Source organism: Sphingomonas dokdonensis (genome assembly GCF_002197685.1).
In the GTDB taxonomy this organism is placed as follows: domain Bacteria; phylum Pseudomonadota; class Alphaproteobacteria; order Sphingomonadales; family Sphingomonadaceae; genus Sphingomonas; species Sphingomonas dokdonensis.
In genome coordinates this window covers 452087-478337 of the sequence record NZ_NBBI01000002.1, presented here as the reverse complement: position 1 = coordinate 478337, position 26251 = coordinate 452087, and the positions used below count along the sequence as shown (strand labels likewise).

Here is a 26251-nt window from a genome sequence, read left to right as displayed (position 1 = left end):
GCGTTGTTCTGCGTTCATGCCTTACCCTTTGCGGCGGCCGCGATCAGCCGCCGATATACAGGTTCGTACCGCGAAATATTTGAAAACCAGTTACGTTCCTGTTCCACGAAGGCGCGGGCGCGCGCGCGCCGCGCCTCCCAGCCGTCGCGATCGCTCAGCAGCGTAGCGAGCGACTCGGCAATCGCCGCCGGATCGTCCGCGGCGAACAAGGTGCCGGTGTCGCCGTCGCGGATCAGCTCGCGATGGCCGCCGACATCCGACGCCGCCACCAGCCGCCCCTGCGCCATCGCCTCCAGCGGCTTCAGCGGCGTGACCAGATCGGTCAGCCGCATCTTCTTGCGCGGATAGGCGAGTACGTCGACGAGGCTGTAATAGCGTTCCACCTCCTGGTGCGGCACGCGCCCGACGAAGCGGATGCGATCCGCCACCGGCGATGCCGCCGCCTGCACGCGCAACGCCGCCTCCATCGGTCCGCCGCCGACCAGCAGCAACTGCGCCTCGGGCCGCCGCGCGACGAGCGCGGGCATGGCGGCGATCAGATCGTCGAGCCCCTCGTAATCGTAGAAGCTGCCGATGAAACCGATCACGTCGCCGCCGAGCCCCAGCGTCTCGGCCAGTGCGGCGTCGCGCGGCGGCGGATCGCCGAACAGCGCCATGTCGACGCCGTTGGGGGATACCATGATCCGCTCGTCCGCTACCCCCCTCGCCAGCAGATCGCGTTTCAACCCCTCGCAGATCACCGCCACCGCATCGGCGCGCTTCACCGCCCAGCTTTCCAGCGCGCGCGTCGCGCGATAGCGCGCCGACCCTTCGGTGCCGGTGCCGTTGCCGACCGCCGCATCCTCCCAGAAGGCGCGGATCTCGTACACCAGCGGCACTTTAAGCGCCCGCGTCGCGCGCATCGCGGCCAGCGCGTCGAGCACCGGCGAATGCGCGTGGATGATGTCGGGGCGAAACTGCTTGGCGACCGCCAGGATGCGCCGCCCGAACTTCGCGACTTCGGCCATTTCGCCCAGCGGTGCCGGCAGTTGCCTCGCACGGCCGGTGCGGTGAAAGGTGATGCCGTCGACCATCTCGGTCGCGGGCGCATCGTGATGATGCCGCGGCCCGGTGACCGCCGCCACCTCCCATCCGCGCGCCTGCTGTGCCTTCACGATAGCGCGCGTGCGAAACGTGTATCCGCTCTGCAACGGGAGGCCATGATCGAGTACGTGAAGAATATGCATGATGGCCTGCTGCCATCACCGCGCTTAACGGCACGTCAACTGCCGGCAATTAGGCGAGTGATGCGTTCGGGAGCTTTGACCACCATCTCATGATCGACAATCTCGCCCTTGGCATCAGTCATGGCTTGCTGCTGCTGGCGGCATGGCTGCTGCTGCGTCGCGACGATCTCGACTCGGAAAAGCCGCCGGTGGATAGGCCGGCGCGCCCGGGGCGCCCCCCGCGTGCGTGATCTCGCCTTTATCGGCTTTCTGGTGGCGCTGTTCGGCCTCGGCTTTCGCCGGCCGTTCATCTTCGTGCTGTCGTACATCTATATCGACATCGTCTCGCCGCAGCGGATCACCTATTATCTGCTGAACAGCGTGCCGATCTCCGCCATCGCGGCCGGATTCGCGGTGCTCGGCTGGCTGGTGGTGGACGACAAGAGCGATTCGCGCTTCGCCCCGCGCCAGGCGCTCGTCATGCTGCTGCTCGTCTATTGCGGCATCACCACGCGCAACGCCGATTTCCCAATCGAGGCGGCGGGCAAATGGGAATGGGTGTGGAAGAACCTGGCGTTCGCCGCCTTTCTCCCCCTCACCCTGCGCACCAAGCTGCGGATCGAGGCGCTGCTCCTGTTCGTGGTGCTGTCGGCCAGCTCGATCATCATCGTCGGCGGGATCAAGACGCTCGCGTCGGGCGGCGGCTATGGCGAGCTGAACTTGATGGTCGCCAACAACTCGGGCCTGTACGAAGGGTCGATCATCTCGGCAGTGTCGATTTCGTTGATCCCGATCATTCTGTGGCTCGGGCGACATGGCACCATCTATCCGTCCGGCCGGCTGGTCTGGCTGTTCTGCGCGGCGCTCACCTTTGCCTGCCTCTTGATCCCGGTCGGCACCTCGGCGCGCACCGGCCTGCTGTGCATCGGGCTCCTTGCCGTGCTGATGCTGCGTGAGGTGAAGAAGAAATTTCTGTACCTCGCCGCGCTCGGCCTGGCGGGGGCGATGGCGGTGCCGTTCCTGCCAAGCGCGTTCAGCGAGCGGATGGGGACGATCAAGACCTATCAGGCCGATGAATCCGCCTCCACCCGCCTCGCCGTGTGGAAATGGACGTGGGACTATGTGAAGGACCACCCCTTCGGCGGCGGCTTCGACGCCTATCTGCAAAACCGCATCCGCTACGATACCGTGCAGGTGGCGGGCGAAGGCGCGAACCGCACCGTTCAGCGCAACCTGACGGTGGACAAGAGCCGCGCCTATCATTCCAGCTATTTCGAGGTGCTGGGCGAACAGGGCTATTTCGGCCTGGCGCTGTGGCTGCTCATCAACGCGGTCGGCATCATCCGCATGGAGGTGCTTCGCCGGCGCTATCACGAGGGCGACTTCGCGTGGGCGGGCAGCCTCGCCGGCGCGCTGCAACACGCGCACCTGATCTACCTGCTGGGCGGCGCTTTCGTCGGCATCGCCTTCCAGTCTTTCCTGTACATGGTGATCGGCGCGCAGATCGGCCTCGACACCTATCTCGCCCGCCGCCGCAGCGAAACCGCGTGGCGCCCGATGCGGCGCGAACGCCCGGCGCTGGCCGAGAGCTAAGCCCCACAAAACGCGTCATCCCGGACCTGGTACGGGGTGACAGACTTGGCGGGTGAACCGCACCCCACCCTTCTTGCGAACGAATCGCGAAAAGCCGATCCGTCAAGCCTTTTCTCAAATCAGCGCCGCTTGCCACCTTCCCCCACCCGCCTGCCGCTGCTATCGCCGCCCCGACGCTTCACATCGCCCGTCCGGGCGCGCCCGCGCGTGGGTTTCCTGCCCCCGCTTCCCCGCCGCGCCCGAGCCGGGCCGAACCTATGGGGAAAGGACCCGCATGACCGCCATCGGCCAAGATACGTTGAAGGCCCGCCGCACGCTCCAGGCGGGCGGCAAGAGCTACGATTACTATGCGCTCGACGTTGCGGCCGAAAAGTTCGGCGACATCTCGCGCCTGCCCTTCTCGATGAAGGTGCTGCTGGAGAACATGCTGCGCTTCGAGGACGGCAAGACCGTTACTGCCGACGACGTGCAGGCGGTGGTCGACTGGCAGAAGGAGCGCCGCTCCGACCGCGAGATCCAGTATCGCCCCGCGCGCGTGCTGATGCAGGATTTCACCGGCGTGCCTTGCGTGGTCGATCTCGCCGCGATGCGCGATGCGATCACCAAGCTCGGCGGCGACGCGGCCAAGATCAACCCGCAGGTTCCCGTCCACCTCGTCATCGACCACTCGGTGATGGTCGACGAATTCGGCACGCCCAAGGCGTTCGAAGAGAACGTCGATCTGGAATATCAGCGCAATTCGGAGCGTTACGAGTTCCTGAAGTGGGGATCCAAGGCGCTCGACAACTTCAAGGTCGTGCCCCCGGGCACCGGCATCTGCCACCAGGTGAACCTGGAATATGTCGCGCAGGCGGTGTGGGCGTCGAACGAAAACGGCGGCGGCGCGATGATCGCCTATCCCGACACCTGCGTCGGCACCGACAGCCACACCACCATGGTGAACGGCCTGGGCGTGCTCGGCTGGGGCGTCGGCGGCATCGAGGCTGAGGCTGCGATGCTCGGCCAGCCCGTCTCCATGCTCATTCCTGAGGTCGTCGGCTTCAAGCTGACCGGCGCGCTGGGCGAGGGCATCACCGCGACCGATCTCGTGCTCACCGTCACGCAGATGCTGCGCGCCAAGGGCGTGGTCGGCCGCTTTGTGGAATTCTACGGCCCGGGTCTCGACCAGATGACGCTCGCCGATCGCGCAACGATCGCCAACATGGCGCCCGAATACGGCGCGACCTGCGGCTTCTTCCCGATCGACACCAAGACGATCGACTACATGAAGCTGACCGCGCGCCCGGCCGACACGATCGCGCTGGTCGAGGCTTATGCCAAGGCGAACGGCTTCTGGCGCGATGCCAACACCCCCGATCCCGTCTTCACCGACACGCTCGAGCTCGACATGGGCTCGGTTGTCCCGTCGCTCGCCGGCCCGAAGCGTCCGCAGGACAAGGTCGCGCTCGACAAGGTGGACGAGGTGTTCAACGGCGATCTGGTCAAGGTCTACAACAAGGCCGAGCCGAAGCGCGTCGACGTGGCCGATCGCGGCCATGACATCGGTGACGGCGACGTCGTGATCGCGGCGATCACCAGCTGCACCAACACGTCGAACCCGTCGGTGCTGGTCGCCGCCGGGCTCGTCGCCCGCAAGGCACGCGAACTTGGCCTGAAGCCCAAGCCCTGGGTCAAGACCTCGCTGTCGCCGGGCTCGCAGGTCGTCACCGACTATCTGGTGAAGTCGGGCCTGCAGGACGATTTCGACGCGATGGGCTTCAACCTTACCGGCTATGGCTGCATGACCTGCATCGGCAATTCGGGCCCGCTGCCCGGCCCGATCAGCAGCGCGGTCAACGAAAATGATCTCGTCGTCGCGTCGGTCCTCTCGGGCAACCGCAACTTCGAAGGCCGCGTGTCGCCCGACGCGCGCGCGAACTTCCTCGCCTCGCCGCCGCTCGTGGTCGCTTATGCGCTGAAGGGCAGCGTCACGACCGACATGAACGAGACGCCGATCGGCGAAGGGACGAACGGCCCGGTCTATCTCAAGGACATCTGGCCCTCGAACCAGGAAGTGTCCGAGCTGATGACCGCGAACATCGACGCAGGGATGTTCGAAAGCCGCTACGGCAACGTTTATGCCGGCGACGCCAAGTGGCGCGGCATCGAGGTGACCGGGTCGGACACCTACAGCTGGCCGGCCGCATCGACCTACATCGCCAACCCGCCGTACTTCGACGGCATGGAGATGACGCCGGCGCCCGTCACCGACATCATCGAGGCGAAGCCGCTGGCGATCCTGGGCGATTCGATCACCACCGACCACATCTCGCCGGCCGGCTCGATCAAGGCCGACAGCCCCGCGGGCGCGTGGCTGATGGAGCGCCAGGTGTCGAAGGCGGACTTCAACAGCTACGGCTCGCGCCGCGGCAACGACAATGTCATGGTCCGCGGCACCTTCGCCAACATCCGCATCAAGAACGAGATGGTGCCGGGGATCGAAGGCGGCATGAGCCGCTATGGCGAGGAAGTGATGCCGATCTACGACGTCGCTATGCGCCACAAGGCGGATGGCACGCCGATGGTCGTCGTCGCCGGTAAGGAATATGGCACCGGCTCCTCGCGTGACTGGGCGGCAAAGGGCACCAACCTGCTCGGCGTGCGCGCGGTGATCGCCGAAAGCTTCGAGCGTATCCACCGCTCGAACCTCGTCGGCATGGGCGTTCTCCCGCTCCAGTTCGCCGAAGGCGTGACGCGCGAGACGCTGAAGCTGACCGGGGACGAGACGTTCACGATCCAGAACGTCGCCGGCCTGCGCCCGCGCCAGACCGTCACGGTGACGATCGCCCGCAAGGACGGCACCACCGAGACGGTTGAGACGCTCTGCCGCATCGACACCGTCAACGAGCTGGAATATTTCCTCAACGGCGGCATCCTGCAGTACGTGCTGCGCAACCTGGCCGCCTAACCGGCGCCGTCTGTCCGTCCGCCCCTGCCCGAAGGGGCGGCGGACAGGAATTGTTGCTTTCGTTACCTCTTTCCCCCGCTTATGTCGGGGGGAAGAGGAGTTTCGATGCAGGCCACACTCGATTTCGCGCTGGGTGAAACCGCGGACATGATCCGCGACACCACCCGCCGCTTCGCCGACGAAAAGATCATGCCGCTCGCCGCGAAGATCGACGCGGACGACTGGTTCCCCCGCGACGAACTATGGCCCGCAATGGGCGAACTCGGCCTCCACGGCATCACCGTCGAGGAAGAGTACGGCGGCCTCGGCCTCGGCTATCTCGAACATGTCATCGCCTGCGAGGAAGTGAGCCGCGCGTCGGCCTCGATCGGCCTCAGCTATGGCGCGCACTCCAACCTGTGCGTCAACCAGATCCGTCGCTGGGCGAGCGCCGAGCAGAAGGCAAAATACCTCCCCAAGCTGATCAGCGGCGAACATGTCGGCAGCCTCGCCATGTCGGAGGCGGGCGCGGGCAGCGACGTCGTCTCGATGAAGCTGAAGGCGGAAAAGACCGACACAGGCTATGTCCTGAACGGCACCAAATTCTGGATCACCAACGCCGCTTATGCGGATACGCTGGTGGTCTACGCCAAGACCGGCGAAGGCTCGCGCGGCATCACCACCTTCCTCATTGAAAAGGACATGCCCGGCTTCTCGATCGGTCAGAAGATCGACAAGATGGGCATGCGCGGCTCCCCCACGGCGGAGCTCGTCTTCGACAATTGCGAAGTGCCGGACGAGAACGTCATGGGTCCGCTCAACGGCGGCGTCGGCGTGCTGATGAGCGGCCTCGACTATGAGCGCACCGTCCTCGCCGGCATCCAGCTCGGTGTGATGCAGGCCTGCCTCGACGTCGTCCTCCCCTATCTTCGGGAGCGCAAGCAGTTCGGCCAGCCGATCGGCGCCTTCCAGCTGATGCAGGCCAAGGTCGCCGACATGTACGTCGCGCTGAACTCCGCCCGAGCGTACGTCTATGCCGTCGCGCGCGCCTGCGATACCGGCCAGACGACCCGCTTCGACGCCGCCGGCGCGATCCTGCTCGCCAGCGAAAACGCCTTCAAGGTCGCCGGCGAGGCGGTGCAGGCGCTGGGCGGCGCGGGCTATACCAAGGACTGGCCGGTCGAACGCTTCCTGCGCGACGCCAAGCTCCTCGACATCGGCGCCGGCACCAACGAAATCCGCCGCATGCTGATCGGCCGCGAACTGATCGGAGCGGCATCGTGATGCACGCAAACGGCCGTCACCCTGAACTCGTTTCAGGGTCCATCTCTCCGCAGGCGGCCACGCCGCGCGTCGCACGATGGATGCCGAAACAAGTCCAGCATGACGGAGGCACGGCGCAATGACTGCCCCCGTCCTCGACACCAAGACCTCCTCCACGGACGCGACTTTCCAGGCTAATGCCGCGCACAACCGTGCGCTTGCGGAGCAGCTGCGCGCCGACGTCGCCCGGGCCGCGCTCGGCGGCAACGAGAAATCGCGTGAGCGCCACACCGCACGCGGCAAGCTCCTCCCCCGCGAGCGTGTCGAACGCCTGCTCGATCCCGGCTCGCCGCTGCTGGAGATCGGCCAGCTCGCCGCGCATGACGTCTATGGCGAGGATATTCCCGGCGCCGGCCTCATCACCGCGATCGGCCGCGTCTCGGGGCGCCAGTGCATGATCGTGTGCAACGACGCGACGGTGAAGGGCGGCACGTACTACCCCCTCACCGTGAAGAAGCATCTGCGCGCGCAGGAGATCGCCGAAGCGAATCGCCTGCCCTGCATCTACCTCGTCGATTCCGGCGGCGCGAACTTGCCACACCAGGCAGAGGTGTTCCCGGACCGCGATCACTTCGGCCGCATCTTCTTCAACCAGGCAAACATGTCGGCCAAGGGCATTCCGCAGATCGCCTGCGTGATGGGCAGCTGCACCGCCGGCGGCGCCTATGTCCCCGCCATGTCCGACGAAACGGTGATCGTGCGCGAACAGGGCACGATCTTCCTCGCCGGCCCGCCGCTCGTCCAGGCCGCGACTGGCGAAGTCATCAGCGCCGAGGATCTCGGCGGCGGCGACTTGCACGCGCGCAAGTCCGGCGTCGTCGATCACCTCGCCGAGAATGACGAGCACGCCCTCACCATCGTGCGCGACATCGTTGCCACGCTGCCGCCGGAGCACGAGGCGGACGTGAACCTGCGGCCATCGAAAGCGCCAAAATACGCCGCGGAGGATCTCTACGGCATCGTGCCGCAGGACGTGCGCGCGCCCTATGACGTGCACGAGGTCATCGCCCGCCTTGTCGACGGCAGCGAGTTTCACGAGTTCAAGGCGCTGTACGGGTCCAGCCTCGTCTGCGGCTTCGCGCACATCCATGGCGCGCCCGTCGCGATCCTCGCCAACAACGGCGTCCTGTTCAGCGAAAGCGCGGTCAAGGGCGCGCACTTCATTGAACTCGCCTGCCAGCGCCGTATCCCGCTCCTGTTCCTCCAGAACATTTCCGGCTTCATGGTCGGCGGGAAATACGAGGCGGAAGGGATCGCCAAGCACGGCGCGAAGCTCGTGACGGCGGTCGCCACCGCCAGCGTGCCCAAGATCACCGTGCTGATCGGCGGCAGCTTCGGCGCCGGCAACTACGGCATGTGCGGCCGCGCCTATTCCCCGCGGTTCCTGTTCACCTGGCCAAACAGCCGGATCAGCGTGATGGGCGGCGAACAGGCCGCCAGCGTGCTCGCCACCGTCCACCGCGACGCCGCCAACTGGACGCCCGAGGAAGCCGACGCCTTCAAGGCCCCGATCCGCCAGAAGTATGAGGACGAGGGCAACCCCTATTACGCCACCGCCCGCCTGTGGGACGACGGCGTGATCGACCCCGCCCAGACTCGCGACGTCCTCGGCCTCGCGCTCGAAGCCTGCCTCAACGCCCCCATCCCCGAGCGCCCGTCGTTCGGCGTGTTCCGGATGTGATGGGGAGGATTAGCGACCCAAATCCTCCCCTGAACGGGGAGCGGGACCACGCGAAGCGTGGTGGAGGGGCTGGCGGCACGTCGCCCCTCCGCCCTAAGCACTTCCGTCACCCTGAACTTGTTTCAGGGTCCATCTCTCCGCAGGCGACGACCTCGCTTATGGCACAGTGGATGCTGAACCAAGTTCAGCATGACGCCGGCTTGGGCAAAGTGGCCCTCCTCAAGGAGCACCGTCATGCTGAACTCGTTTCAGCATCCATCCCGCCGCGCACGGCTCGGGAGCGGCTCCAGCCCAAGCGACGGCGCCAGATCCACCCAGTCCGGGTTGTCGCTCTCGATCAGGTTGATCTTCCACTGCCGGTGCCAGCGCTTCAGCTGCTTCTCCCGCGCAATGGCGCTCGGCATGTCCGCGACAAACTCGTATCGCACGAGCAGGAACACACCGTAGCGGGACGTGAACCCAGCCGTTGTACCGCTGCGATGCTGCCACAGCCGCGCGACGAGGTTGCTCGTCACGCCGATGTACAGCGTGCCCCGCCGCTGGCTGGCGAGCAAATAGACGCAAGGTCGCTTCACAACGCCCCCCTCCCACGCGCGGCACCATGGATGTTGAGCCAAGTTCAGCATGGCGGCGGCTCGCCGGCAACGCCCGCTCTCCGGCTTCAGGAACACCACCCATGATCCTTCCCCTCCTCCTCGCCCTTCAAGTCACGCCGGTCGCGCCCTTGCCCAAGGGCACCGCGCTCCCGCCGCCCGCGTCCGAAGAAGGCCAGGTCATAGCCCCCGTGCAGCGCCTGTTCGATGCGCTCGCCGCCAACGATCCCGCCGCGATCCTTGCCGAGGTCCGCCCCGACGGCCGCGCCACCGCCGTCGTGGAAAAGGCCGACGGCACCACCGCCGTCACCAATAGCGACTGGCCCGCCTTCGCCGCCAAGCTCGGCAAGCCCGGCCCGAAGCGCGCCGAAACCTTCACCGGCATGCCCGCGATCGAGATCGACGGGAATATCGCCATGGTCTGGGGCAGCTACACCTTCACCGTCGACGGCAAGCCCAGCCATTGCGGCACCAACCACGTCGATCTGGTGCGCGACGGCGGCCGCTGGCGGATCAACAACGTCACCTGGACGCAGCGCACCACCGGCTGCGCGCAATGATCGCCGTCCACCGTCTCACGCCTACAGGTATGCTCCGTTCCATGATCACTGCCCCCGCCCCGACTGGCGAAAAGCGCAAAATCCCCGACTTCCTCGACATTCTCGGGGTTGCGGCATGATCGGCTCGCTCCTCATCGCCAATCGCGGCGAGATCGCCTGCCGCATCATCCGCACCGCCCGCGCGCTCGGCGTGCGCACCGTCGCGGTCTATTCGGATGCCGATGCGGACGCACTGCACGTGCGCGAGGCAGACGAGGCGGTGCACATCGGCCCCTCGCCCGCCCGCGAATCCTATCTCGTCGGTGAGCGGATCATCGCCGCTGCCCGCGAAGCCGGCGCGGAGGCGATCCACCCCGGCTATGGCTTCCTCAGCGAGAATGCCGATTTCGCGCAAAGCGTGATCGACGCCGGCCTCGCCTGGGTCGGCCCGCGCCCCGCCAGCATCCGCGCCATGGGGCTGAAGGACGCCGCCAAGAAGCTGATGCAGGAAGCCGGCGTGCCCACCACGCCCGGCTATCTCGGCGACGATCAGTCCCCCGATCGGCTGCAGCGCGAGGCGGATGCGATCGGCTATCCGGTGCTGATCAAGGCGGTCGCCGGCGGCGGCGGCAAGGGCATGCGCCGCGTCGATGCATCGGAGGATTTCGCCGATGCGCTCGCCTCGTGCCGACGCGAGGCCGCGGCGAGCTTCGGCGACGATCGCGTGCTGATCGAAAAGTACATCCTCTCGCCGCGCCACATCGAGGTGCAGGTGTTCGGCGACGGCCACGGCAATGTCGTCCACCTGTTCGAACGCGATTGCTCGCTTCAGCGCCGCCACCAGAAGGTGATCGAGGAAGCGCCCGCGCCCGGCATGGACGCTGCCACGCGCGAAGCGGTCTGCGCCGCGGCGGTGAAGGCGGCGCAGGCGGTCGACTATGTCGGCGCCGGCACGATCGAGTTCATCGCCGACGCCAGCGCGGGCCTGCGCGCCGACCGCATCTGGTTCATGGAAATGAACACGCGCCTCCAGGTCGAACATCCGGTGACGGAGGCGATCACCGGCCAGGATCTGGTCGAATGGCAACTGCGCGTCGCCAGCGGCGAACCGCTGCCGTGCCGCCAGGATGAGCTCACCATTACCGGCTGGGCGATGGAAGCGCGCCTCTATGCCGAGGATCCGGTGAAGGGCTTCCTGCCCTCGATCGGCCGGCTCGACGCGCTCGATCTCGGCGACGCGGTGCGCGTCGATACCGGCGTCGAGCAGGGCGCCGAGATCAGCCCCTTCTATGATCCGATGATCGCCAAGCTGATCGCGCATGGCGACACGCGGGACGAGGCGCGCGAGCTGCTCGCCGATGCGCTGGACGAGGCGGTGATCTGGCCGGTGCGCACCAATGCCGGCTTCCTGGTCGAGGCGCTCGATCACCCCGACTTCGCCGCCGGCAACGTCGATACCGGCCTCATCGCGCGCGAGGGTGAGGCGCTGATGCCGCCCCCGCAGCCGAGCGAAGAGGCGCTGATCGAGGCCGCCGCCGCGCTCGCGCCCGACCGGCCGAGCGCCGGTTTCCGCCTCAACGCCCCCGCGCGCCGCGAAGGCCGCTTCCTCCTCGCCGGGGAGCCGATCGCGATCGACTTCACCGACGCGCCAGTGGTCGAGGTGCCCGCACCGCTCGACAGTGTGCTCATCACCGAAGGCGGCCAAACGTGGGAGCTCGCCCCCTTCCGCGCGACCGGCGCCACCGGCGGCGCGGCGGCGGACGGCGCGATCCTCTCGCCCATGCCCGGCCGGATCATCGCGGTGGAAGTCGCCGCGGGCGACGCGGTGGTGAAGGGCCAGAAGCTCGTCACCCTGGAGGCAATGAAGATGGAGCACAGCCTCGTCGCGCCGTTCGATGGCATCGTGGCGGAGCTGAACGCCGAAACCGGCGGCCAGGTCACCGAGGGCACGTTGCTGGTAAAGGTGGAGCGGCAGGAGGGCTGACCTCCGGCCGCCTGCTGCCGGAAGGCGCGCTCAAGCCACACCCGCTCCGTCACCCCGGCCTCCGTGCCGGGGTCCACGGTCCCGCAAACCTCAACGTCTGAGGTTCGCGGCCCGGTGGATGCCGGGACAAGCCCGGCATGACGCTCACTTCACCCGTTCGAAGAGCGTCTTACCCCAGCCGCGACAGCGCCGCCGCCAGCCGCTCCGCCTCAGCCGCCTTCTCCGCATGATCGGCCCGCGCCTTCTCCACCGCCTCGGGCTTCGCACGCTCGACGAAGCTCGGGTTGTTGAGCCGCCCGGCGAGCCCGTCGCGCTCCTTCTCCGCCGCGGCGATCGCCTTGGCCAAACGGGTGCGCTCGGCGGCGAGATCGATCACGTCGCCCAGCGCGATACGGAAGGTGGCCTCGTCCACCACCACCTGCGCGGTGCCGCCCGAGACGTCGCCCGGATCGATCCGCGCCAACCGCGCGATCGTCGCCGCGTTGCGCTGCAACCGCGCCTGCGTCTCCGCACCAGCGTCCGCCACCGCATAAGGCAGCCGCGCGCCCGGCGGCACGTTCAGCTCGGTGCGGCTGGAACGCACTTCGCTGACGAGGCGGATCAGCCAGTCGATCTCCTGCGCGGCGGCCGGTTCGATCGCGCGCGCATCGGCCATCGGCCAGTGTGCGACGATCAGGTCATGATCGCGGGGTGCGAGCGCGTGCCACAGTTCCTCGGTGATGAACGGCATGAACGGGTGAAGGACGACCAGGATCTGGTCGAGCACCCAGCCGGCAACTGCCTTCGTCTCCTCGTCGATACCACCCTTGATCAGCTCCAGATACCAGTCGCAGAACTGGCTCCAGACAAACTGGTAGATCGCGTTCGCCGCGGCATCGAAGCGATACTCGCCGAGCGCGAGGTCGACCGACTGGATCGCCTTGATCGCCTCGCCGACGATCCATTTGTTGACCGGGTGGGTCGCCGCCGGCGGCTCCAGCGTGGTCGATCCGCCGATGCCGTTCGCCTGGCAGAAGCGGCTGGCATTCCACAGCTTGGTCGCGAAGTTGCGATAGCCCTCGACCCGCTTCTCATCCATCTTGATGTCACGGCCCTGGCTTTCCATCGCCGCCATGAAGAAGCGTAAAGCGTCGGCGCCGTACTTGTCGATCAGCCCCAGCGGATCGACGGTATTGCCCTTGGACTTGGACATCTTCGCGCCGTCCGCCGCGCGAACCAGGCCGTGCAGGTAGAGCGTGCGGAACGGCACGTCCTTCATGAAGTGCATGCCCTGCATCATCATGCGGGCATCCCAGAAGAACAGGATGTCGAAGCCCGAGATCAGCACGTCGTTTGGATAGCGCCCGCCGAGCGTGGGATCGGTGTTCTCCGGCCAGCCCATCGTGGCGAAGGGCCAGAGCGCGGAGGAGAACCACGTGTCGAGCACGTCGGGGTCGCGCGTCAGGGCAACGCCCTCGCCCGCCTGCGCCTGTGCCTCGGCCTCGGTTTCGGCAACATAGGCCGTGCCGTCCGCATCGAACCACGCCGGGATTTGGTGGCCCCACCACAGCTGGCGCGACACGCACCACGGCTGGATGTTCTCCATCCAGTTGAAGAAGGTCTTCTCCCACGTCTTCGGGACGAGCCGGATCGCGCCGGATTTCACCGCCTCGATCGCCGGCTGCGCCAGCGTCTTGGCGTCGACATACCATTGGTCGGTCAGCCACGGCTCGATGACCACGCCCGAGCGATCGCCGAACGGCGTCTGGATCGTGCGCGGCTCGGCGTCATGCTCCACGCCTTCCTTGTCGACGTGCGGCACCAGCACGCCATCGGCCTTGAGCCGGGCGACGACCGCCTTGCGCGCGTCAGTACTCGACAGCCCCAGGAACGCGGCCGGAATTAGGCCGTCCGCGGTCTGCGCCACGTTGGCCTTGGCGTCGAGCATGTTGAGCATCTCGCCCGCCTTCATCCCGGCGCGCTTGCCCACCTCGAAATCGTTGAAGTCATGCCCCGGCGTGATCTTCACCGCGCCGGTGCCGAGCGACGGATCGGCATGTTCGTCGGCGATCACCGGAATCAGGCGGCCGGTGATCGGCAGCTTGATCTGCTTGCCGATCATGTCCTTATAGCGCGCGTCCTCCGGATGCACCGCGACCGCCATGTCGGCGAGCATCGTTTCGGGGCGCGTCGTCGCAACGGTGATCGTGCCCGATCCGTCGGCCAGCGGGTAGCGGATCTGCCAGAAGCTGCCCTTCACCTCGCGCGTCTCGACCTCGAGATCGCTGATCGCGGTGCCGAGGCCCGGATCCCAGTTCACGAGCCGCTTGTCGCGATAGAGCAGGCCCTGGCGGTGAAGCTCGACGAAGACCTTGAGCACGGCCTTCGAGAAACCCGGATCCATCGTGAACCGCTCGTTGGCCCAGTCCATCGAGCAGCCCAGGCGGCGGAGCTGGCCGGTGATCTGGCCGCCGCTCTCCGCCTTCCACTCCCACACCTTGGCGACGAACTCGTCGCGGGTGAAATCGGTGCGCTTCTGCTGCTTGAGCGCCATCTGCCGCTCGACCACCATCTGCGTGGCGATGCCGGCGTGATCGGTGCCGACCACCCAGAGCGCGTCCTTGCCCTTCAGTCGGGCGTGGCGCGTCAGAATGTCCTGCAGCGTGTTGTCGAGCGCATGTCCGATGTGGAGCGAGCCGGTGACGTTGGGCGGCGGATTGACGATCGTCCACGGCTCCGCACCGGGGCGCTCGGGACGGAATAGGCCGTTCTCTTCCCAATGGCTGTACCAGCGGGATTCGATCGCGGCGGGGTCAAAGGTTTTGGGAAGCTCGCTCATGATCGCGGCTCTACCGGGCGATCGCGATGCTGCAAAGCCATCGCGCCGCCGCCACCGGCCAGTCCGCGCTTGGCATGGGGCACCGATGTTACTTATACGCATGTAAGTAAGCTCTGGAGAGAATCGATGGCGCATGCGCACACGCTGGCCGGCAACCCGCACTGGCTTCCCGCCAACCCGCCGTCCGCGCTGAACGACATTCCCGGCACGCGCGGCCTGCCCTTCGTCGGCAATACCTTTGCCGTGCTGAAGGATCCGATCGGCTTTGCCAACCGCGCGGCGGCGAAATATGGCCCGGTGTATCGCAACCGCACCTTCGGCGGCGACAGCGTGGTGCTGCTCGGCGCGGACGCCAACGAGCTCGTGCTGTTCGACAAGGAGAAGAATTTCTCGTCCGAGCAAGGCTGGGGACCGATCCTCAACCTCGTCTTCCCGCGCGGGCTGATGCTGATGGACTTCGACAAGCACCGCGCGGACCGCAAGGCGCTGTCGGTCGCGTTCAAGCCCGAGCCGATGCGCCATTATGCGCAGGAGCTGAACGCCGGCATCGCCGATCAGGTCGCCGGCTGGGCGAACCGCACCATGCCGTTCTACAGCGCGATCAAGGCGCTGAGCCTCGATCTCGCCGCGACCAGCTTTCTCGGCGTGCCGCTCGGGCCGGAGGCGTCGCGGATCAACCAGGCGTTCGTGGACGAGGTGCAGGCGTCGGTTTCGCCGGTGCGTACGCCGCTGCCGGGTACGTCGATGCGTCGCGGCGTCAAGGCGCGCGACTATCTGGTCGATTATTTCACCCGCGAAATCCCGAAGCGGCGCGGCGGCGACGGGCAGGATTTCTTTTCGCAATTCTGCCGCGCGACCGACGACGACGGCAATCTGCTGGCCGACGACGCCATCGTCGATCACATGAACTTCCTGATGATGGCCGCGCACGACACGATCACCTCGTCCGCCACCAGCCTCGTCATGCTGCTGGGCCGCAATGTCGAATGGCAGGAGAAACTGCGCGAGGAGGTGCTCGGCCTCGGCAGCAATGACGGCAGCGTCGCCTATGAACAGCTCGACCGGCTGGTGCTCACCGAATGGGCGTTCAAGGAATCGCTCCGCCTCATGCCGCCGGTGCCCTCGATCCCGCGCCGCGCGCTGCGCGATTTCAGCTTCGGCGGCTATCGCATTCCGGCGGGTACGTTCGTCGGGGTCAACACCGCCTACACGCACCACATGGCCGAATATTGGCCCGATCCCGAGCGGTTCGATCCCACACGCTTCTCTCCCGAGGCGTCGCGCGGCCGGCATCGGTTCGCCTGGGTGCCGTTCGGCGGCGGCGCGCACATGTGCATCGGCCTGCACTTCGCCACCATGCAGATCCGCATCCTGGTTGCCCATCTGCTCAGCCGATACCGGATCGATTTGGCGCCGGATTCCGGGACCGACTGGCAGATTTTCCCCATCCCACGGCCGAAAGACGGCTTGCCGGTGACGTTCAAGCCGCTCTAACCCCTGCGCGGCGCCCTGCCGACGATCCCTTGCGCTCCCCACGGGCGCGAGGAGCCGTGCTAAGGGGCGCCCTGTCGGAACCGGGCTTATTCACAGGGTGTTCAAGCCTTTATCGCTAGCCAGCGGGAATGCGGATGTGCCTTGCCCTGATTCTGCTCAGTCTCTCCTCGCCCGTGCTGGCGCAGCCGGGCGAGCAGCAGCGTGACGGCGTCGCCGCCTGGCGGGCGCTGCAGGAGGGCCGCATCCTCTCGATCAAGGAAATCGAGCGCCGCGTGATCCCCACCATGCGCGACGCGCAATATATCGGCTTCGACTTCGAAATGCCCAGCGCCGTCTACACCCTCAAATTCCTGCGCGACGGCACGGTGATCTGGGTGGACGTCGATGGCCGCTCGGGACAGGTGATCGGCCGCACCGGCAAATAAACCGTACCTTTTGCACCGCACGCGCCGGTGCTAATCCACGTTGTTTCTATCTGGGAGTGACCATGCGCGTCCTGATTGTCGAGGATGAGCCCAATCTGGGCCAGCAGTTGAAGAACACGCTGGAGGGCGCCGGCTATGCGATCGATCTCGCCACCGATGGCGAGGAGGGGCACTTCCTCGGCTCGACCGAGAATTACGATGCCGTGGTGCTCGATCTCGGCCTGCCGGAGGTCGACGGGCTGACCGTGCTCGATCGCTGGCGCAAGGAGGGCAAGGTGATGCCCGTGCTGGTGCTCACCGCGCGCGACAGCTGGTCGGACAAGGTGGCCGGGCTGGACGCCGGCGCCGACGATTATGTCGCCAAGCCGTTCCAGACCGAGGAGCTGATCGCCCGGCTACGCGCGCTGATCCGTCGCGCCTCGGGCAATGCTTCGTCGGAGCTCACCGCCGGCGATGTGCGGCTTGACACGCGTTCGGGCAAGGTGACGCGCGCCGGCGAGCCGGTGAAGCTTACCGCACAGGAGTATAAGCTCCTGTCCTACCTGCTGCATCACAAGGGCAAGGTCGTCAGCCGGACCGAGCTGATCGAGCACATCTACGATCAGGATTTCGACCGCGATTCGAATACCATCGAGGTGTTCGTCACCCGGATCCGCAAGAAGCTTGGCCAGGACGTGATCACCACGATCCGCGGGCTTGGTTACAGCCTGGAAGATCCGTCGGCTTGAAACATGTCGCCGCGCGGCTCTTCCCATAAGCCGATGCGGTCATACCCCGCCTCGCGCCAGCCGTCGGTCACGATCACCGGATCGGACGATGCGAAGCTCGGCGGCGCGGCATAGGCGGGCGCGATGCCACCGATCGTCCAGGAGGCGAGCAGAAAGCCCGCCATCAGGCTGACGAACATGCCGGCAAGACCTGCCAGGATCAGAGTCGGAAAAGTACGCAACACGACCGTTCTCCCTTCGGTTGAATCGAACAGAAAAGCGCCAGCATGGTTCCGATGCGCGACGAAGTGATGAACGGCGGCGATGTGCGCATGACGAGCACCGGATCGCTGTCACGCCGCATGATCGTCATTGCGGCAATCTGGATTTCCTTGCTGCTTGCCGGTGGCGGCTTTGCGCTGGACCGCGTGCTCACCTCTGCGGTGACGCAGAACTTCGACGATCAGCTCGAATATGTGCTGCAATCCTTGCTCGTCTCGGCGGAGATCGGCCCCGAGGGGGAAGTGATCTTTAATCGCGAGCCGGCGGACCAGCGCTTCCTTGAGCCCTATTCTGGCCTCTACTGGCAGGTTTCGGCGCCAGGTCGCGAGGCGTTCCCCTCCCGCTCGCTGTGGGATCGCCAGCTGGCGCATGTCGAAACGCACAACGACATGGGCGTTCACATCTACAACAGCGATCAGTTCGGCGCGGAGAAGCTGCGCATCGTCGAGCGCGACGTGAAGCTGCCCGGATCGGACGTGCGCTGGCGCTTCCAGGTGGCGCAGACGCGCGAAGGTGTCGATGCGCAGATCGGCGCGCTCCGCCGCACGTTGGTGCGCAGCTTCCTGCTGCTCGGCGTCGGCCTTGTCGTGCTCGCCGCGTTGCAGACCTTTTATGGCCTGCTGCCGCTGCGCAAGCTGCGGCTGGAGATCGCGCGGATGCGCGGCGGCCGTACGAACCGGATTGCCGGCCCGCTTCCGGTCGAAGTTGCGCCACTGGTCGAGGAACTGAACGCGCTCGTCGCGCACAATGAAACGCAGGCGGAGGAAGCGCGCCGTCACGCCGGCAATCTCGCCCATGCGCTGAAAACGCCGCTCACGGTCATCATGAACGCCGCCACCGCCCAGTCGGACGATCTGGCGGATACCGTGGTGCGCGAAGCCCGCACGATGCGCCGCCAGGTCGATCACCATCTCGCCCGCGCCCGCGCGGTGGGGCGCCGCGGCTCCGCGCACAGCCGATCGGAGGTATGGCCGAGCGTCGAATCGGTCGAGCGCGCGGTGCAGCGGCTCTACCAGCACGTCCGCATCGACATGGACGGGCCGAAGGATCTCGTCGCCCACATCGAGCGGCAGGATCTGGACGAGATCATGGGCAATCTGGTCGAGAATGCCGCCAAATACGGCGGCGGCAGCGTGTTCGTGACGGTCGGCGCGCAGGCCGGCTTCGTCGAGATCATGGTGGAGGACGACGGCATGGGCATCCCCGAGGCCGATCGCATCCGCATCTTCGATCGCGGCGTCAGGCTCGATACGGGCAAGCCCGGCACCGGCCTTGGCCTCGCCATCGTGCGCGACGTGGCCGAAATCTACGAGGGCACCGTCAGCCTGGAGGAGAGTGAAGACCTGGGCGGGCTGCTCGTGCGGCTCCGCTTGCCGATGGCGGCGTGATCGGCTCACGCCGCCGGCGACGCTGCCTTATTCTGCGCCGGGCAGCGGGTTCGCCTTCAGCAGCCTGGCGAGGTGGGCGGCATTGGTCGCCGTCATGGCCGCCGTCTTGGTCACCTTGTCGGGCGTGTCGGGCAGATCCTTGAAATCGGTCGAGCCCATCGCCTCGCCCACCCAGTAACAGGCGGCAACCGGCGGGATCGTCCAGCCAGTGTCGTTCAGCGACTGAAACAGCTGCGCCGACGACCAATGCGCGCCATCTTCGTTGCCGACGATCGCCGCTACGGCGACCTTGCCGTAACTCGGCATACGTCCTTCATCGTCGGTCTCACTGATAAACGCGTCCATCCGCTCCAGCACGCGCTTGGCGATGCTGCCGATCTGACCCATCCAGATCGGCCCGCCGAAGATCAGGATGTCGTGCGCCAGGATCTTCTCGCGGATCGCCGGCCAGTCGTCACCCTCGCCCTCGTCGCTCGTGACGCCGGGCTTCACGTCATGCGCGGCGATGCGGACCGTCTCGGTCAGCGTCACGTCCACCTTGGCAAAGGCGTCGCGCAGCACCGCGATCATCGCATCGGTGGAGGATTCGCCGCTCGCCTTGAGCGTGCAGTTGAGCGCAATCGCGCGGAGTGTGTCGGCCAAGTCGGCGCCTTTCCCGTTCGCAGCCGCCACGGATTGGCGGCCTCGACGCGGTCAACGAGCCGACCATCGCATCGTTGCCGCCACCTGGTCAGCGCTTCTGGCGCGGCTCCGCCGTCAGCCGGGTAATCAGCGCCGCACTGCGCAGCGCCTGGCGCGGGATGCTGGCAAGGTCCACCCACTCGCCCTCTGCATGCGCGCCGCCCCCCGCCACGCCCATGCCGCCCAGCGTCACCGCATCCGCCGCGACGAAGCTCGAATCCGCCGCGCCACGCTTGGCCGGGTCCATCTCCTGCATCTCGGGCAGGCCAAGGTCGCGGTTCACCACGTTCAGCTGGTCCATCAGCGCGCGATTGCCCGCCGTCGGCGGCATGGAGGGATAGCCTTCGAAAAAGCGCATCTTGGCGTCCGTTCCCGGCAGATGCTGCGCCACGATCGCCTCCATCGCCGCCTTGATCCGCGCGTCCTGCTCGGGCGTCAGGCTGCGCAGGTCGCCCCGCGCCACGGCGCGTGCGGGAATGACGTTGGTCTTGCCCTCGGCCGTGCCCTTCACCCCCGCCTCGTCGAGGCTGGCGGGCGTACCGCCCACCACCACGCTGGCATTGAACGTCAGGTTCGGCTCGGGCAGCTTTTCGCGAAACGCGTCAAGAATCCGCGCCAGCTCGAACACCGCGCCATACCCCATCGAAGCGTTGAAGATGCCGCTCGAATGACCCGTCCGTCCGGTGGTGACGATCTCCCAATTGGTGGAGCTGCGCCGCGCGGTGGTGGCGTAATCCTGCGTGCCATCGGTGGCCAAATTCTCATATTCCAGCGCGACATCGGCCCATTTGCCCGCGGCGATCAGATCACGCCGCGCCACGTCCATCGGCGCGCCGGTCTTTTCCTCGTCGCCGGTCAGCACGACCTTCAGGTCCGCACTCTTGAGCGTGCCCGCCGCCTGCATCGCCCGCAAGGTGGCGACGATCACCACCAGCCCGCCCTTGTCGTCGCCCACGCCCGGCCCCGTTGCGCGGTTCCCTTCGCGCGACCAGCCGGTGAAGGGGCTGTCAGGCTCGAACACCGTATCGAGATGCCCGATCAGCAGCACCCGCTTGCCGCGGCCATTGCCCTTGTGCGTCGCGACGATGTGACCGGCCCGCCCGGTCTCGGTCATGTCGATCCACTCGACGTCGAAACCCAGCGGTTCCAGCTCGGCGCGCATCATCTCGCCCACCGCCTTCACCCCGGCGATGTTGAGGCTGCCCGAATTCTGCCGCACCAGCTTTTCGAGCAACGCCTCGTTGCGCGGCACCTCCTGCGCGACCGCTGCCTTCATCCGCATCTCCGGCGCCGAGGCGGCGCCACCGAGAGCGAGGGCGGCGGCGGGCAGAATGGCGGCAAGCGCGAAAGAACGAGCGATCATCCGGCAAGGCTAGGCCAGCGGTTGCCGAATGGATAGGGGATCATGTCAAATCGTTGCGCCTTCGGCCGGTGATTGAACGGACCTTCGGGTTCGCACATTGAAATATTGCCGCGCAGGTCGGCGCGGTGATGCGAGCGGGCGCAAAAGCCAGCCGCAAACGCAGGAGACCGAATATGAGCCTTATCATCGCTGCCGGGCTGTTGCTCGGCGGACAAGCAGCGGACGCGCACCGCATGGAGATCGATCACCGCGGCCAGCGCGTGGACGTCACCTATCGCAGCACCATGGACGTCACGCACAAGCAGGTGGGCACCGTCGGCGTCGGCGGCCGCCCCAGCACGCTGCGCTGCGCGTGGAAGGCGAGCGTCAGCGTGAACCGCGAGGCGCGCAGCGCCGCCGGCCATGTGCTCGCCCGCACGATCGCCAGCGATGCCCCGATCGAGGGCAGCCGCCCCGGCTGGTGCGCCGCGCAGCAAGGCGCGATCGCACAGGAAGTCGCGGCCCGCACCGGCGCCGTCCGCGATCACCTGCTCGCCGTGGCGGAGCGTGACCGGGAAGCGCTCGCGCTGGAGCTCGATGCTGCCCATTCGCCGGTACGCAGCTGACGTGAAGCCCCTTGCGATCATCATGGCCGCGGCATCCTGTGCCGCGGCCCTTCCCGCCCTGGCGCAGACCGGGCTTGGCGCGAGCGTCGAGCTGGCAACCGACGAGCGGCGGCGCGGCATCAGCTGGAGCGACGGTGAGCTCTCGCCCGCCGCCAGCGTCAACGTCGGCGTGCCCTTCGGCCTCGATCTCGACGCCCGCGTCACGGCCACGCGCGGCGATCCGCGTCACGGCGGCGCCGACGCGGTATTCGACCTGACCGGCGGCTTCACCCGCGACATCGGCAGCGGGCTACGGGTGAACGGCTTTGCCACCGGCCATCTGTTCGCCGGCGCGGCCGAAGCATTGGACTATGCCGAACTGGGCCTCGGCGCCAGCTTCGCGCTCGGCCCGGGCGAGGTCGGGCTCGACGCGCGCTATGCGCCCGATCAGCGCGCGATCGGCGGCGACAATCTGTGGGTCGGTGCGCGCGCGCGCGTCGGCGTGCCCGCCACACCCTTCACCTTCAACGCCTCGCTTGGCCGGTCGACCGGCAGCGTCGACGATCCTCGCCGCGCCGCGCGCCTGCGCCCAGGCGGCGATTACACCGACTGGTCGCTCGGCGTGGATCATATCACCGGGCCGGTCAGCGTCGGGCTGCTCTACACCGGTACCGACATCGGCGCCGTCACCCCGTCGCCCTTCGCCAATGCGCGCGATACCGGCGACCGGGTCACCGCGCGGCTCGCCATCAGCTTCTGACCGCCGGGCGCCAGGCGCCCTCCCCTCTTCCTTTTCGTCCGCCGTGCCGCCACAACGCGGGCCAACGATAAAGGGAGAGGGACCATGAAGTCACCGATCTGCGCGATGCTGGGGGTGGATTTCCCGCTGCTCGCGTTCAGCCACTGCCGCGACGTGGTCGCCGCGGTCAGCCGTGCCGGCGGCTTCGGCGTGCTAGGCGCGACCGGCCATACGCTGGAAAGCCTCGAAACCGAGCTCGCCTGGATCGACGCGCATGTTGACGGCAAGCCCTACGGCCTCGACGTGCTGATCCCCGAGAATCTCGCCACCGGCGGCGCCAAGGGCCTCACCCGCGCCTCGATCATGGACAAGGTGCCGGCCGAGCATCGCGCCTTCGTCGGCCAGCTGGCCGAAACGCACCACTTCACCATGCCGGAGGAGCGCGCCGATTCCGATGCACCCGCGCCGTTCGATCCGAACTTGGCGCTGGAGATGCTGGATGTCGCCTTCCGCCACCCGATCAAGCTCATCGCCAATGCGCTGGGCGTCCCGCCCCAGGCGATGATCGACATGGGTCGCGAACGCGGCGTGCCCGTCGCGGCGCTGGTCGGCGCCAAGGAACATGCCATCCGCCAGGTCGATGCCGGGGTCGACATCCTCGTCGTGCAAGGCGGCGAGGCCGGCGGCCATTGCGGCGAGGTGTCCACCATGGTCCTCGTCCCCGAGGTGATCCGCGCGCTTGAGGCGCATGGCAAGCGTGTCCCGGTCCTCGCCGCCGGCGGGATCATGACCGGCGGTCAGATGGCCGGCGCGATGGCGATGGGCGCCGATGGCGCATGGACCGGCTCGGTCTGGCTCGCGACGCCGGAAAGCGAATGTTCGGACGTGTTCCGCGAGAAGATGGTCGCGGCCAGCTCGCGCGACACGGTCCGCTCGAAGAGCCGCACCGGCAAGCCGTCGCGCCAGCTGCGCTCGGCCTGGACCGATGCATGGGAGGGGCCGCAGTCGCCCGGCCCACTGCCGATGCCCTATCAGTCGCTGATCAGCGAACCCGCGATCCGCGCCTGCGACCTTGCCGCGCAAAAGGGCGATCCCGCGGCGCGCGAAATGGTCACCTATTTCGTCGGCCAGGGCGTCGGCCTCGTCGATCAGGTCCGCCCCGCCGGGCAGGTGGTGCAGGATTTCAAGATGGAATTTGCCGAGGCGGCGGAGCGCATGGCCAATCTGGTCGACGCGTGACTCGGCTCGTCCGATCGGCGCTCGCCTTATCGTAGTGGTAACACTTAGGTAATATTCTCCTCTTCAGGGCTGGCGCGCACGCCATCGTCGGCGTGCCGCTTAGTTCCTGGAGAAACGCGAGCCATGCGGCTGTATCGTGCAAGCTCGTTCATTTTCCCGCGCAGCCTGCAATTGCGGCTTTTCGCGGTGTGCTTCGTCGGCACGCATCTGCCGCTCACCGCCTTTCTCGTCTGGGCAACGATAACCGGCCAGCTGGACCTGCTCGGCGTCCTGCTGGTGACGGGCGCAACGCTGATCGGCACGATCATCGCGGTTGGTGGCATCTATGCGCTCCTCGCCCCGATCGACGTCGCCGCACGCGCGCTGAACGATGCCGAAAACGGCGAGATCGCGCTGGTGCCGACGGTCGGCGGCACCGATCTTGCCGCTCGCCTGCTCGCCGGGGTGAACCGCGCCGCCGGCGCCACGGCGGAACGCGTGCGCAAGCTCAGCCGCGAGGCCAGCGTCGATCCGCTGACCAACGTGCTGAACCGGCGCGGCCTGCTACAGGAACTCGACGCGCTCACCGAGCAGGAGACCACCGGCGCGCTGGCGCTGGTCGACATGGACCATTTCAAGCTGGTGAACGACCAGCTTGGCCACGACACGGGCGACCGCGTGCTGCGCGATTTCGCACGTGTTCTCTCCGGCACGGTCCGCCAGACCGACTTCGTTGCGCGATGGGGCGGCGAGGAGTTCCTGGTCTATTTCCGCGGCGCGACCGAGGCGCAGGCACAGTCGGTGCTGATGCGCATCGCCGAGCGGATCCGCAACGAGCCGCTGGCGCATCTGGGCGAGCGGCCGCTGACCTTTTCTGCCGGCACCACCGCCGCATCGCGTCGCACGCTTGATGAGTCGCTACGCCGCGCCGATGCCGCGCTTTACGAGGCGAAGCATCGCGGCCGCGCCCGCATCCTCAGCAATGCGGAGCTTGGCTGAACCCCGTCAGCCGCGCCGATCAGATCCCCTCGCCGAACACCTGGTGCCCCGCCGCCTCCAGCGCGGCGGTCAGGTCCGCGACACAGGCATCCACCACCTCGCGATCGGGCGAGCGGACGACGAAATTGGCGCCGGTCCGCCCCTCGCGAAAGAACGGGTAGCTGCCGATCGCCACGCCCTCGTGGCGGCGCTCCGCCTCGCGCAGCAGGTCGGCGATCTCGCTCTCCGCCACCCAGCAGCCGATCTGGCGGCTCACCACCGGCTGCCCGCCCTCCAGCGTGCCCGTCAGTGCGTCGAGCATGCCCGCCGTGATATGCGGCACGCCCGCCATGATGAAGATGTTGCCGATGCGGATGCCCGGCGCGCCCGACATGCGGTTCTCGATCAGGTCGGCGCCCTCGGGCACCCGCGCCATGCGCAGCCGCGCCTCGCTGATCCCGCCGCGCGTCGTGTAATACCGCTCCAGCACCGCCACCGCCTGCGGATGATGCACCACGCCGACGCCCAGCGCGGCGGCGATCGCGTCCACCGTGATGTCGTCATGCGTCGGTCCGATGCCGCCGGTGGTGAACAGGTAATCGTTGCGCGCGCGCAGCGTATTCACCGCCTCCACGATCGCCTCTTCGCGATCGGGCACCACGCGCACCTCGACCAGCCGAATGCCCTGGACGTTCAGCCATTGCGCGATCTGCGCGATGTTCTTGTCCTGCGTTCGGCCCGAAAGGATTTCGTCGCCAATGACGACGAGGGCGGCGGTCCAGATGCGTGCGCTTTCCATGCCGGCCCCGGCATAGCCTCGCAAAATCGCCCGCGCCACGCTATAACGGTGGGCATGACCGAATATGTTACCGTCACCAGCGATGCGCCGATGGGCCGCAACGGCGCGATCAAGCTGCACGGCCCGGACGCCTTCGCCGGCATGCACACGGCAGGCAAGCTCGCCGCCGAAACGCTCGACATGATCGTGCCGCACATGGTCCCCGGCGTGACGACCGCAGAGATCGACGCGCTGATCTACGCCTTCATCAAGAGCCGCGGCGGCGTGCCCGCGACGCTCGGCTATCGCGGCTACACGCACAGCTGCTGCATCTCGATCAACCATGTCGTCTGCCACGGCATTCCCAGCGAGAAGACGCTGAAATCGGGTGACATCGTCAATGTCGACGTCACGCCGATCGTCGACGGCTGGCATGGCGATTCATCGCGCATGTACCTGATAGGCGACGTGCCGCTGAAGGCGCGCCGGTTGGTCGACGTCACCTACGAATGCCTGATGCTCGGCATCGAGCAGGCGAAGCCCGGCAACACCATGGGTGACGTGGCGCACGCCATTCAGAGCTTTGCGGAATCGCACCGCTACGGCGTGGTGCGCGATTTCTGCGGGCACGGGCTCGGCCGCCTGTTCCACGATGCGCCAGAGGTGGTGCACGTCGGCCGTCCGGGCACCGGGCCGGAGCTGAAGCCGGGCATGATCTTCACCATCGAACCGATGATCAACATCGGCCGTCCCGACGTTAAGCTGCTCGATGATGGCTGGACGGCGGTTACGCGTGATCGCTCGCTGTCGGCGCAGTTCGAGCACTCGATCGGCATCACCGAGGACGGCTGCGAGATCTTCACCACCTCGCCCGCCGGTCTGCACAAGCCGCCCTACGCGTAATCACGCCATCATCCCGGTCTCGAGCCGGGATGAGTACGGGTGCAACACG

General features: G+C 67.1%; 23 protein-coding genes. 16 read left to right on the top strand and 7 right to left on the bottom strand.

The window, feature by feature from the left end:
* Positions 1-14 precede the first annotated feature (14 nt).
* Entirely contained in the window at positions 15-1226 is a 1212-nt protein-coding gene (locus tag SPDO_RS07155) for a TIGR04063 family PEP-CTERM/XrtA system glycosyltransferase (RefSeq protein WP_088366772.1), read from the bottom strand.
* A gap of 89 nt (positions 1227-1315) precedes the next feature.
* Between SPDO_RS07155 and SPDO_RS16935 the strand changes: the two genes are divergently transcribed.
* The 5 genes from SPDO_RS16935 to SPDO_RS07135 all read left to right on the top strand — a co-directional run bounded on the left by SPDO_RS16935 (position 1316) and on the right by SPDO_RS07135 (position 8728).
* Entirely contained in the window at positions 1316-1456 is a 141-nt protein-coding gene (locus SPDO_RS16935; protein ID WP_169716241.1) for a hypothetical protein, read from the top strand.
* The gene (locus tag SPDO_RS07150; protein WP_088366771.1) at positions 1449-2798 is read left to right on the top strand and encodes a putative O-glycosylation ligase, exosortase A system-associated; all 1350 of its coding nucleotides are present in this window, start codon (positions 1449-1451) and stop codon (positions 2796-2798) included. The genes SPDO_RS16935 and SPDO_RS07150 overlap by 8 nt, the downstream gene beginning before the upstream one ends.
* A gap of 274 nt (positions 2799-3072) precedes the next feature.
* Positions 3073-5745, top strand: a complete 2673-nt coding sequence (gene acnA, locus SPDO_RS07145; RefSeq protein WP_088366770.1) for an aconitate hydratase AcnA — start codon at positions 3073-3075, stop codon at positions 5743-5745.
* 105 nt (positions 5746-5850) lie between these two features.
* Positions 5851-7008, top strand: a complete 1158-nt coding sequence (locus SPDO_RS07140) for an isovaleryl-CoA dehydrogenase (protein ID WP_088366769.1) — start codon at positions 5851-5853, stop codon at positions 7006-7008.
* 118 nt (positions 7009-7126) lie between these two features.
* Complete coding sequence (locus SPDO_RS07135; RefSeq protein ID WP_088366768.1) at positions 7127-8728, top strand: carboxyl transferase domain-containing protein; 1602 nt, start codon at positions 7127-7129, stop codon at positions 8726-8728.
* 248 nt (positions 8729-8976) lie between these two features.
* Here SPDO_RS07135 and SPDO_RS07130 read toward each other — a convergent pair whose 3' ends face one another.
* Positions 8977-9354 carry a GIY-YIG nuclease family protein gene (locus SPDO_RS07130; RefSeq protein WP_211280027.1) on the bottom strand — a complete coding sequence of 126 codons (378 nt, stop codon included), beginning with the start codon at positions 9352-9354 and terminating at the stop codon, positions 8977-8979.
* Positions 9355-9404: 50 nt separating this feature from the next.
* On the opposite strand from SPDO_RS07130, the gene SPDO_RS07125 reads away from it, so the two are divergent.
* Complete coding sequence (locus SPDO_RS07125) at positions 9405-9881, top strand: nuclear transport factor 2 family protein (protein WP_088366766.1); 477 nt, start codon at positions 9405-9407, stop codon at positions 9879-9881.
* A 115-nt stretch (positions 9882-9996) separates the two neighbouring features.
* The gene (locus SPDO_RS07120) at positions 9997-11844 is read left to right on the top strand and encodes an acetyl/propionyl/methylcrotonyl-CoA carboxylase subunit alpha (protein ID WP_088366765.1); all 1848 of its coding nucleotides are present in this window, start codon (positions 9997-9999) and stop codon (positions 11842-11844) included.
* 169 nt (positions 11845-12013) lie between these two features.
* Here the strand turns inward: SPDO_RS07120 and SPDO_RS07115 are convergent, their stop codons facing one another.
* Complete coding sequence (locus SPDO_RS07115) at positions 12014-14662, bottom strand: valine--tRNA ligase (protein WP_088366764.1); 2649 nt, start codon at positions 14660-14662, stop codon at positions 12014-12016.
* A 126-nt stretch (positions 14663-14788) separates the two neighbouring features.
* On the opposite strand from SPDO_RS07115, the gene SPDO_RS07110 reads away from it, so the two are divergent.
* From SPDO_RS07110 to SPDO_RS07100, 3 genes are all read left to right on the top strand, one after another.
* Positions 14789-16156 (top strand): cytochrome P450, encoded by a 1368-nt coding sequence (locus SPDO_RS07110; RefSeq protein WP_088366763.1) that lies wholly within the window; start codon positions 14789-14791, stop codon positions 16154-16156.
* A 134-nt stretch (positions 16157-16290) separates the two neighbouring features.
* Positions 16291-16581 (top strand): hypothetical protein, encoded by a 291-nt coding sequence (locus SPDO_RS07105; RefSeq protein ID WP_342746659.1) that lies wholly within the window; start codon positions 16291-16293, stop codon positions 16579-16581.
* A gap of 62 nt (positions 16582-16643) precedes the next feature.
* Positions 16644-17309, top strand: a complete 666-nt coding sequence (locus SPDO_RS07100) for a response regulator transcription factor (protein WP_088366761.1) — start codon at positions 16644-16646, stop codon at positions 17307-17309.
* Here the strand turns inward: SPDO_RS07100 and SPDO_RS07095 are convergent.
* A complete protein-coding gene (locus SPDO_RS07095) occupies positions 17282-17533 on the bottom strand; it encodes a hypothetical protein (RefSeq protein WP_143559605.1) in 252 nt (83 codons plus the stop codon). The genes SPDO_RS07100 and SPDO_RS07095 overlap by 28 nt on opposite strands.
* Positions 17534-17584: 51 nt before the next feature.
* Here SPDO_RS07095 and SPDO_RS07090 point away from each other — a divergent pair, with 51 nt between their 5' ends.
* The gene (locus SPDO_RS07090; RefSeq protein WP_245829268.1) at positions 17585-18958 is read left to right on the top strand and encodes a sensor histidine kinase; all 1374 of its coding nucleotides are present in this window, start codon (positions 17585-17587) and stop codon (positions 18956-18958) included.
* A 27-nt stretch (positions 18959-18985) separates the two neighbouring features.
* Here the strand turns inward: SPDO_RS07090 and SPDO_RS07085 are convergent, their stop codons facing one another.
* Positions 18986-19600, bottom strand: a complete 615-nt coding sequence (locus tag SPDO_RS07085; RefSeq protein WP_088367028.1) for a flavodoxin family protein — start codon at positions 19598-19600, stop codon at positions 18986-18988.
* An 88-nt stretch (positions 19601-19688) separates the two neighbouring features.
* The gene (locus SPDO_RS07080; RefSeq protein WP_088366759.1) at positions 19689-21002 is read right to left on the bottom strand and encodes a M20/M25/M40 family metallo-hydrolase; all 1314 of its coding nucleotides are present in this window, start codon (positions 21000-21002) and stop codon (positions 19689-19691) included.
* Between the two features lie 173 nt (positions 21003-21175).
* Between SPDO_RS07080 and SPDO_RS07075 the strand changes: the two genes are divergently transcribed.
* From SPDO_RS07075 to SPDO_RS07060, 4 genes are all read left to right on the top strand, one after another.
* A complete protein-coding gene (locus tag SPDO_RS07075; protein ID WP_143559604.1) occupies positions 21176-21607 on the top strand; it encodes a hypothetical protein in 432 nt (143 codons plus the stop codon).
* A 1-nt stretch (position 21608) separates the two neighbouring features.
* A complete protein-coding gene (locus tag SPDO_RS07070; protein ID WP_245829266.1) occupies positions 21609-22346 on the top strand; it encodes a TorF family putative porin in 738 nt (245 codons plus the stop codon).
* 84 nt (positions 22347-22430) lie between these two features.
* The gene (locus SPDO_RS07065) at positions 22431-23564 is read left to right on the top strand and encodes an NAD(P)H-dependent flavin oxidoreductase (protein ID WP_088366756.1); all 1134 of its coding nucleotides are present in this window, start codon (positions 22431-22433) and stop codon (positions 23562-23564) included.
* 123 nt (positions 23565-23687) lie between these two features.
* Positions 23688-24542, top strand: a complete 855-nt coding sequence (locus tag SPDO_RS07060; protein ID WP_088366755.1) for a GGDEF domain-containing protein — start codon at positions 23688-23690, stop codon at positions 24540-24542.
* Between the two features lie 19 nt (positions 24543-24561).
* Here SPDO_RS07060 and SPDO_RS07055 read toward each other — a convergent pair whose 3' ends face one another.
* Positions 24562-25320 (bottom strand): competence/damage-inducible protein A, encoded by a 759-nt coding sequence (locus SPDO_RS07055; protein WP_088366754.1) that lies wholly within the window; start codon positions 25318-25320, stop codon positions 24562-24564.
* Between the two features lie 54 nt (positions 25321-25374).
* On the opposite strand from SPDO_RS07055, the gene map reads away from it, so the two are divergent.
* Complete coding sequence (map, locus tag SPDO_RS07050; RefSeq protein ID WP_088366753.1) at positions 25375-26202, top strand: type I methionyl aminopeptidase; 828 nt, start codon at positions 25375-25377, stop codon at positions 26200-26202.
* The last annotated feature ends 49 nt before the right edge of the window (positions 26203-26251 follow it).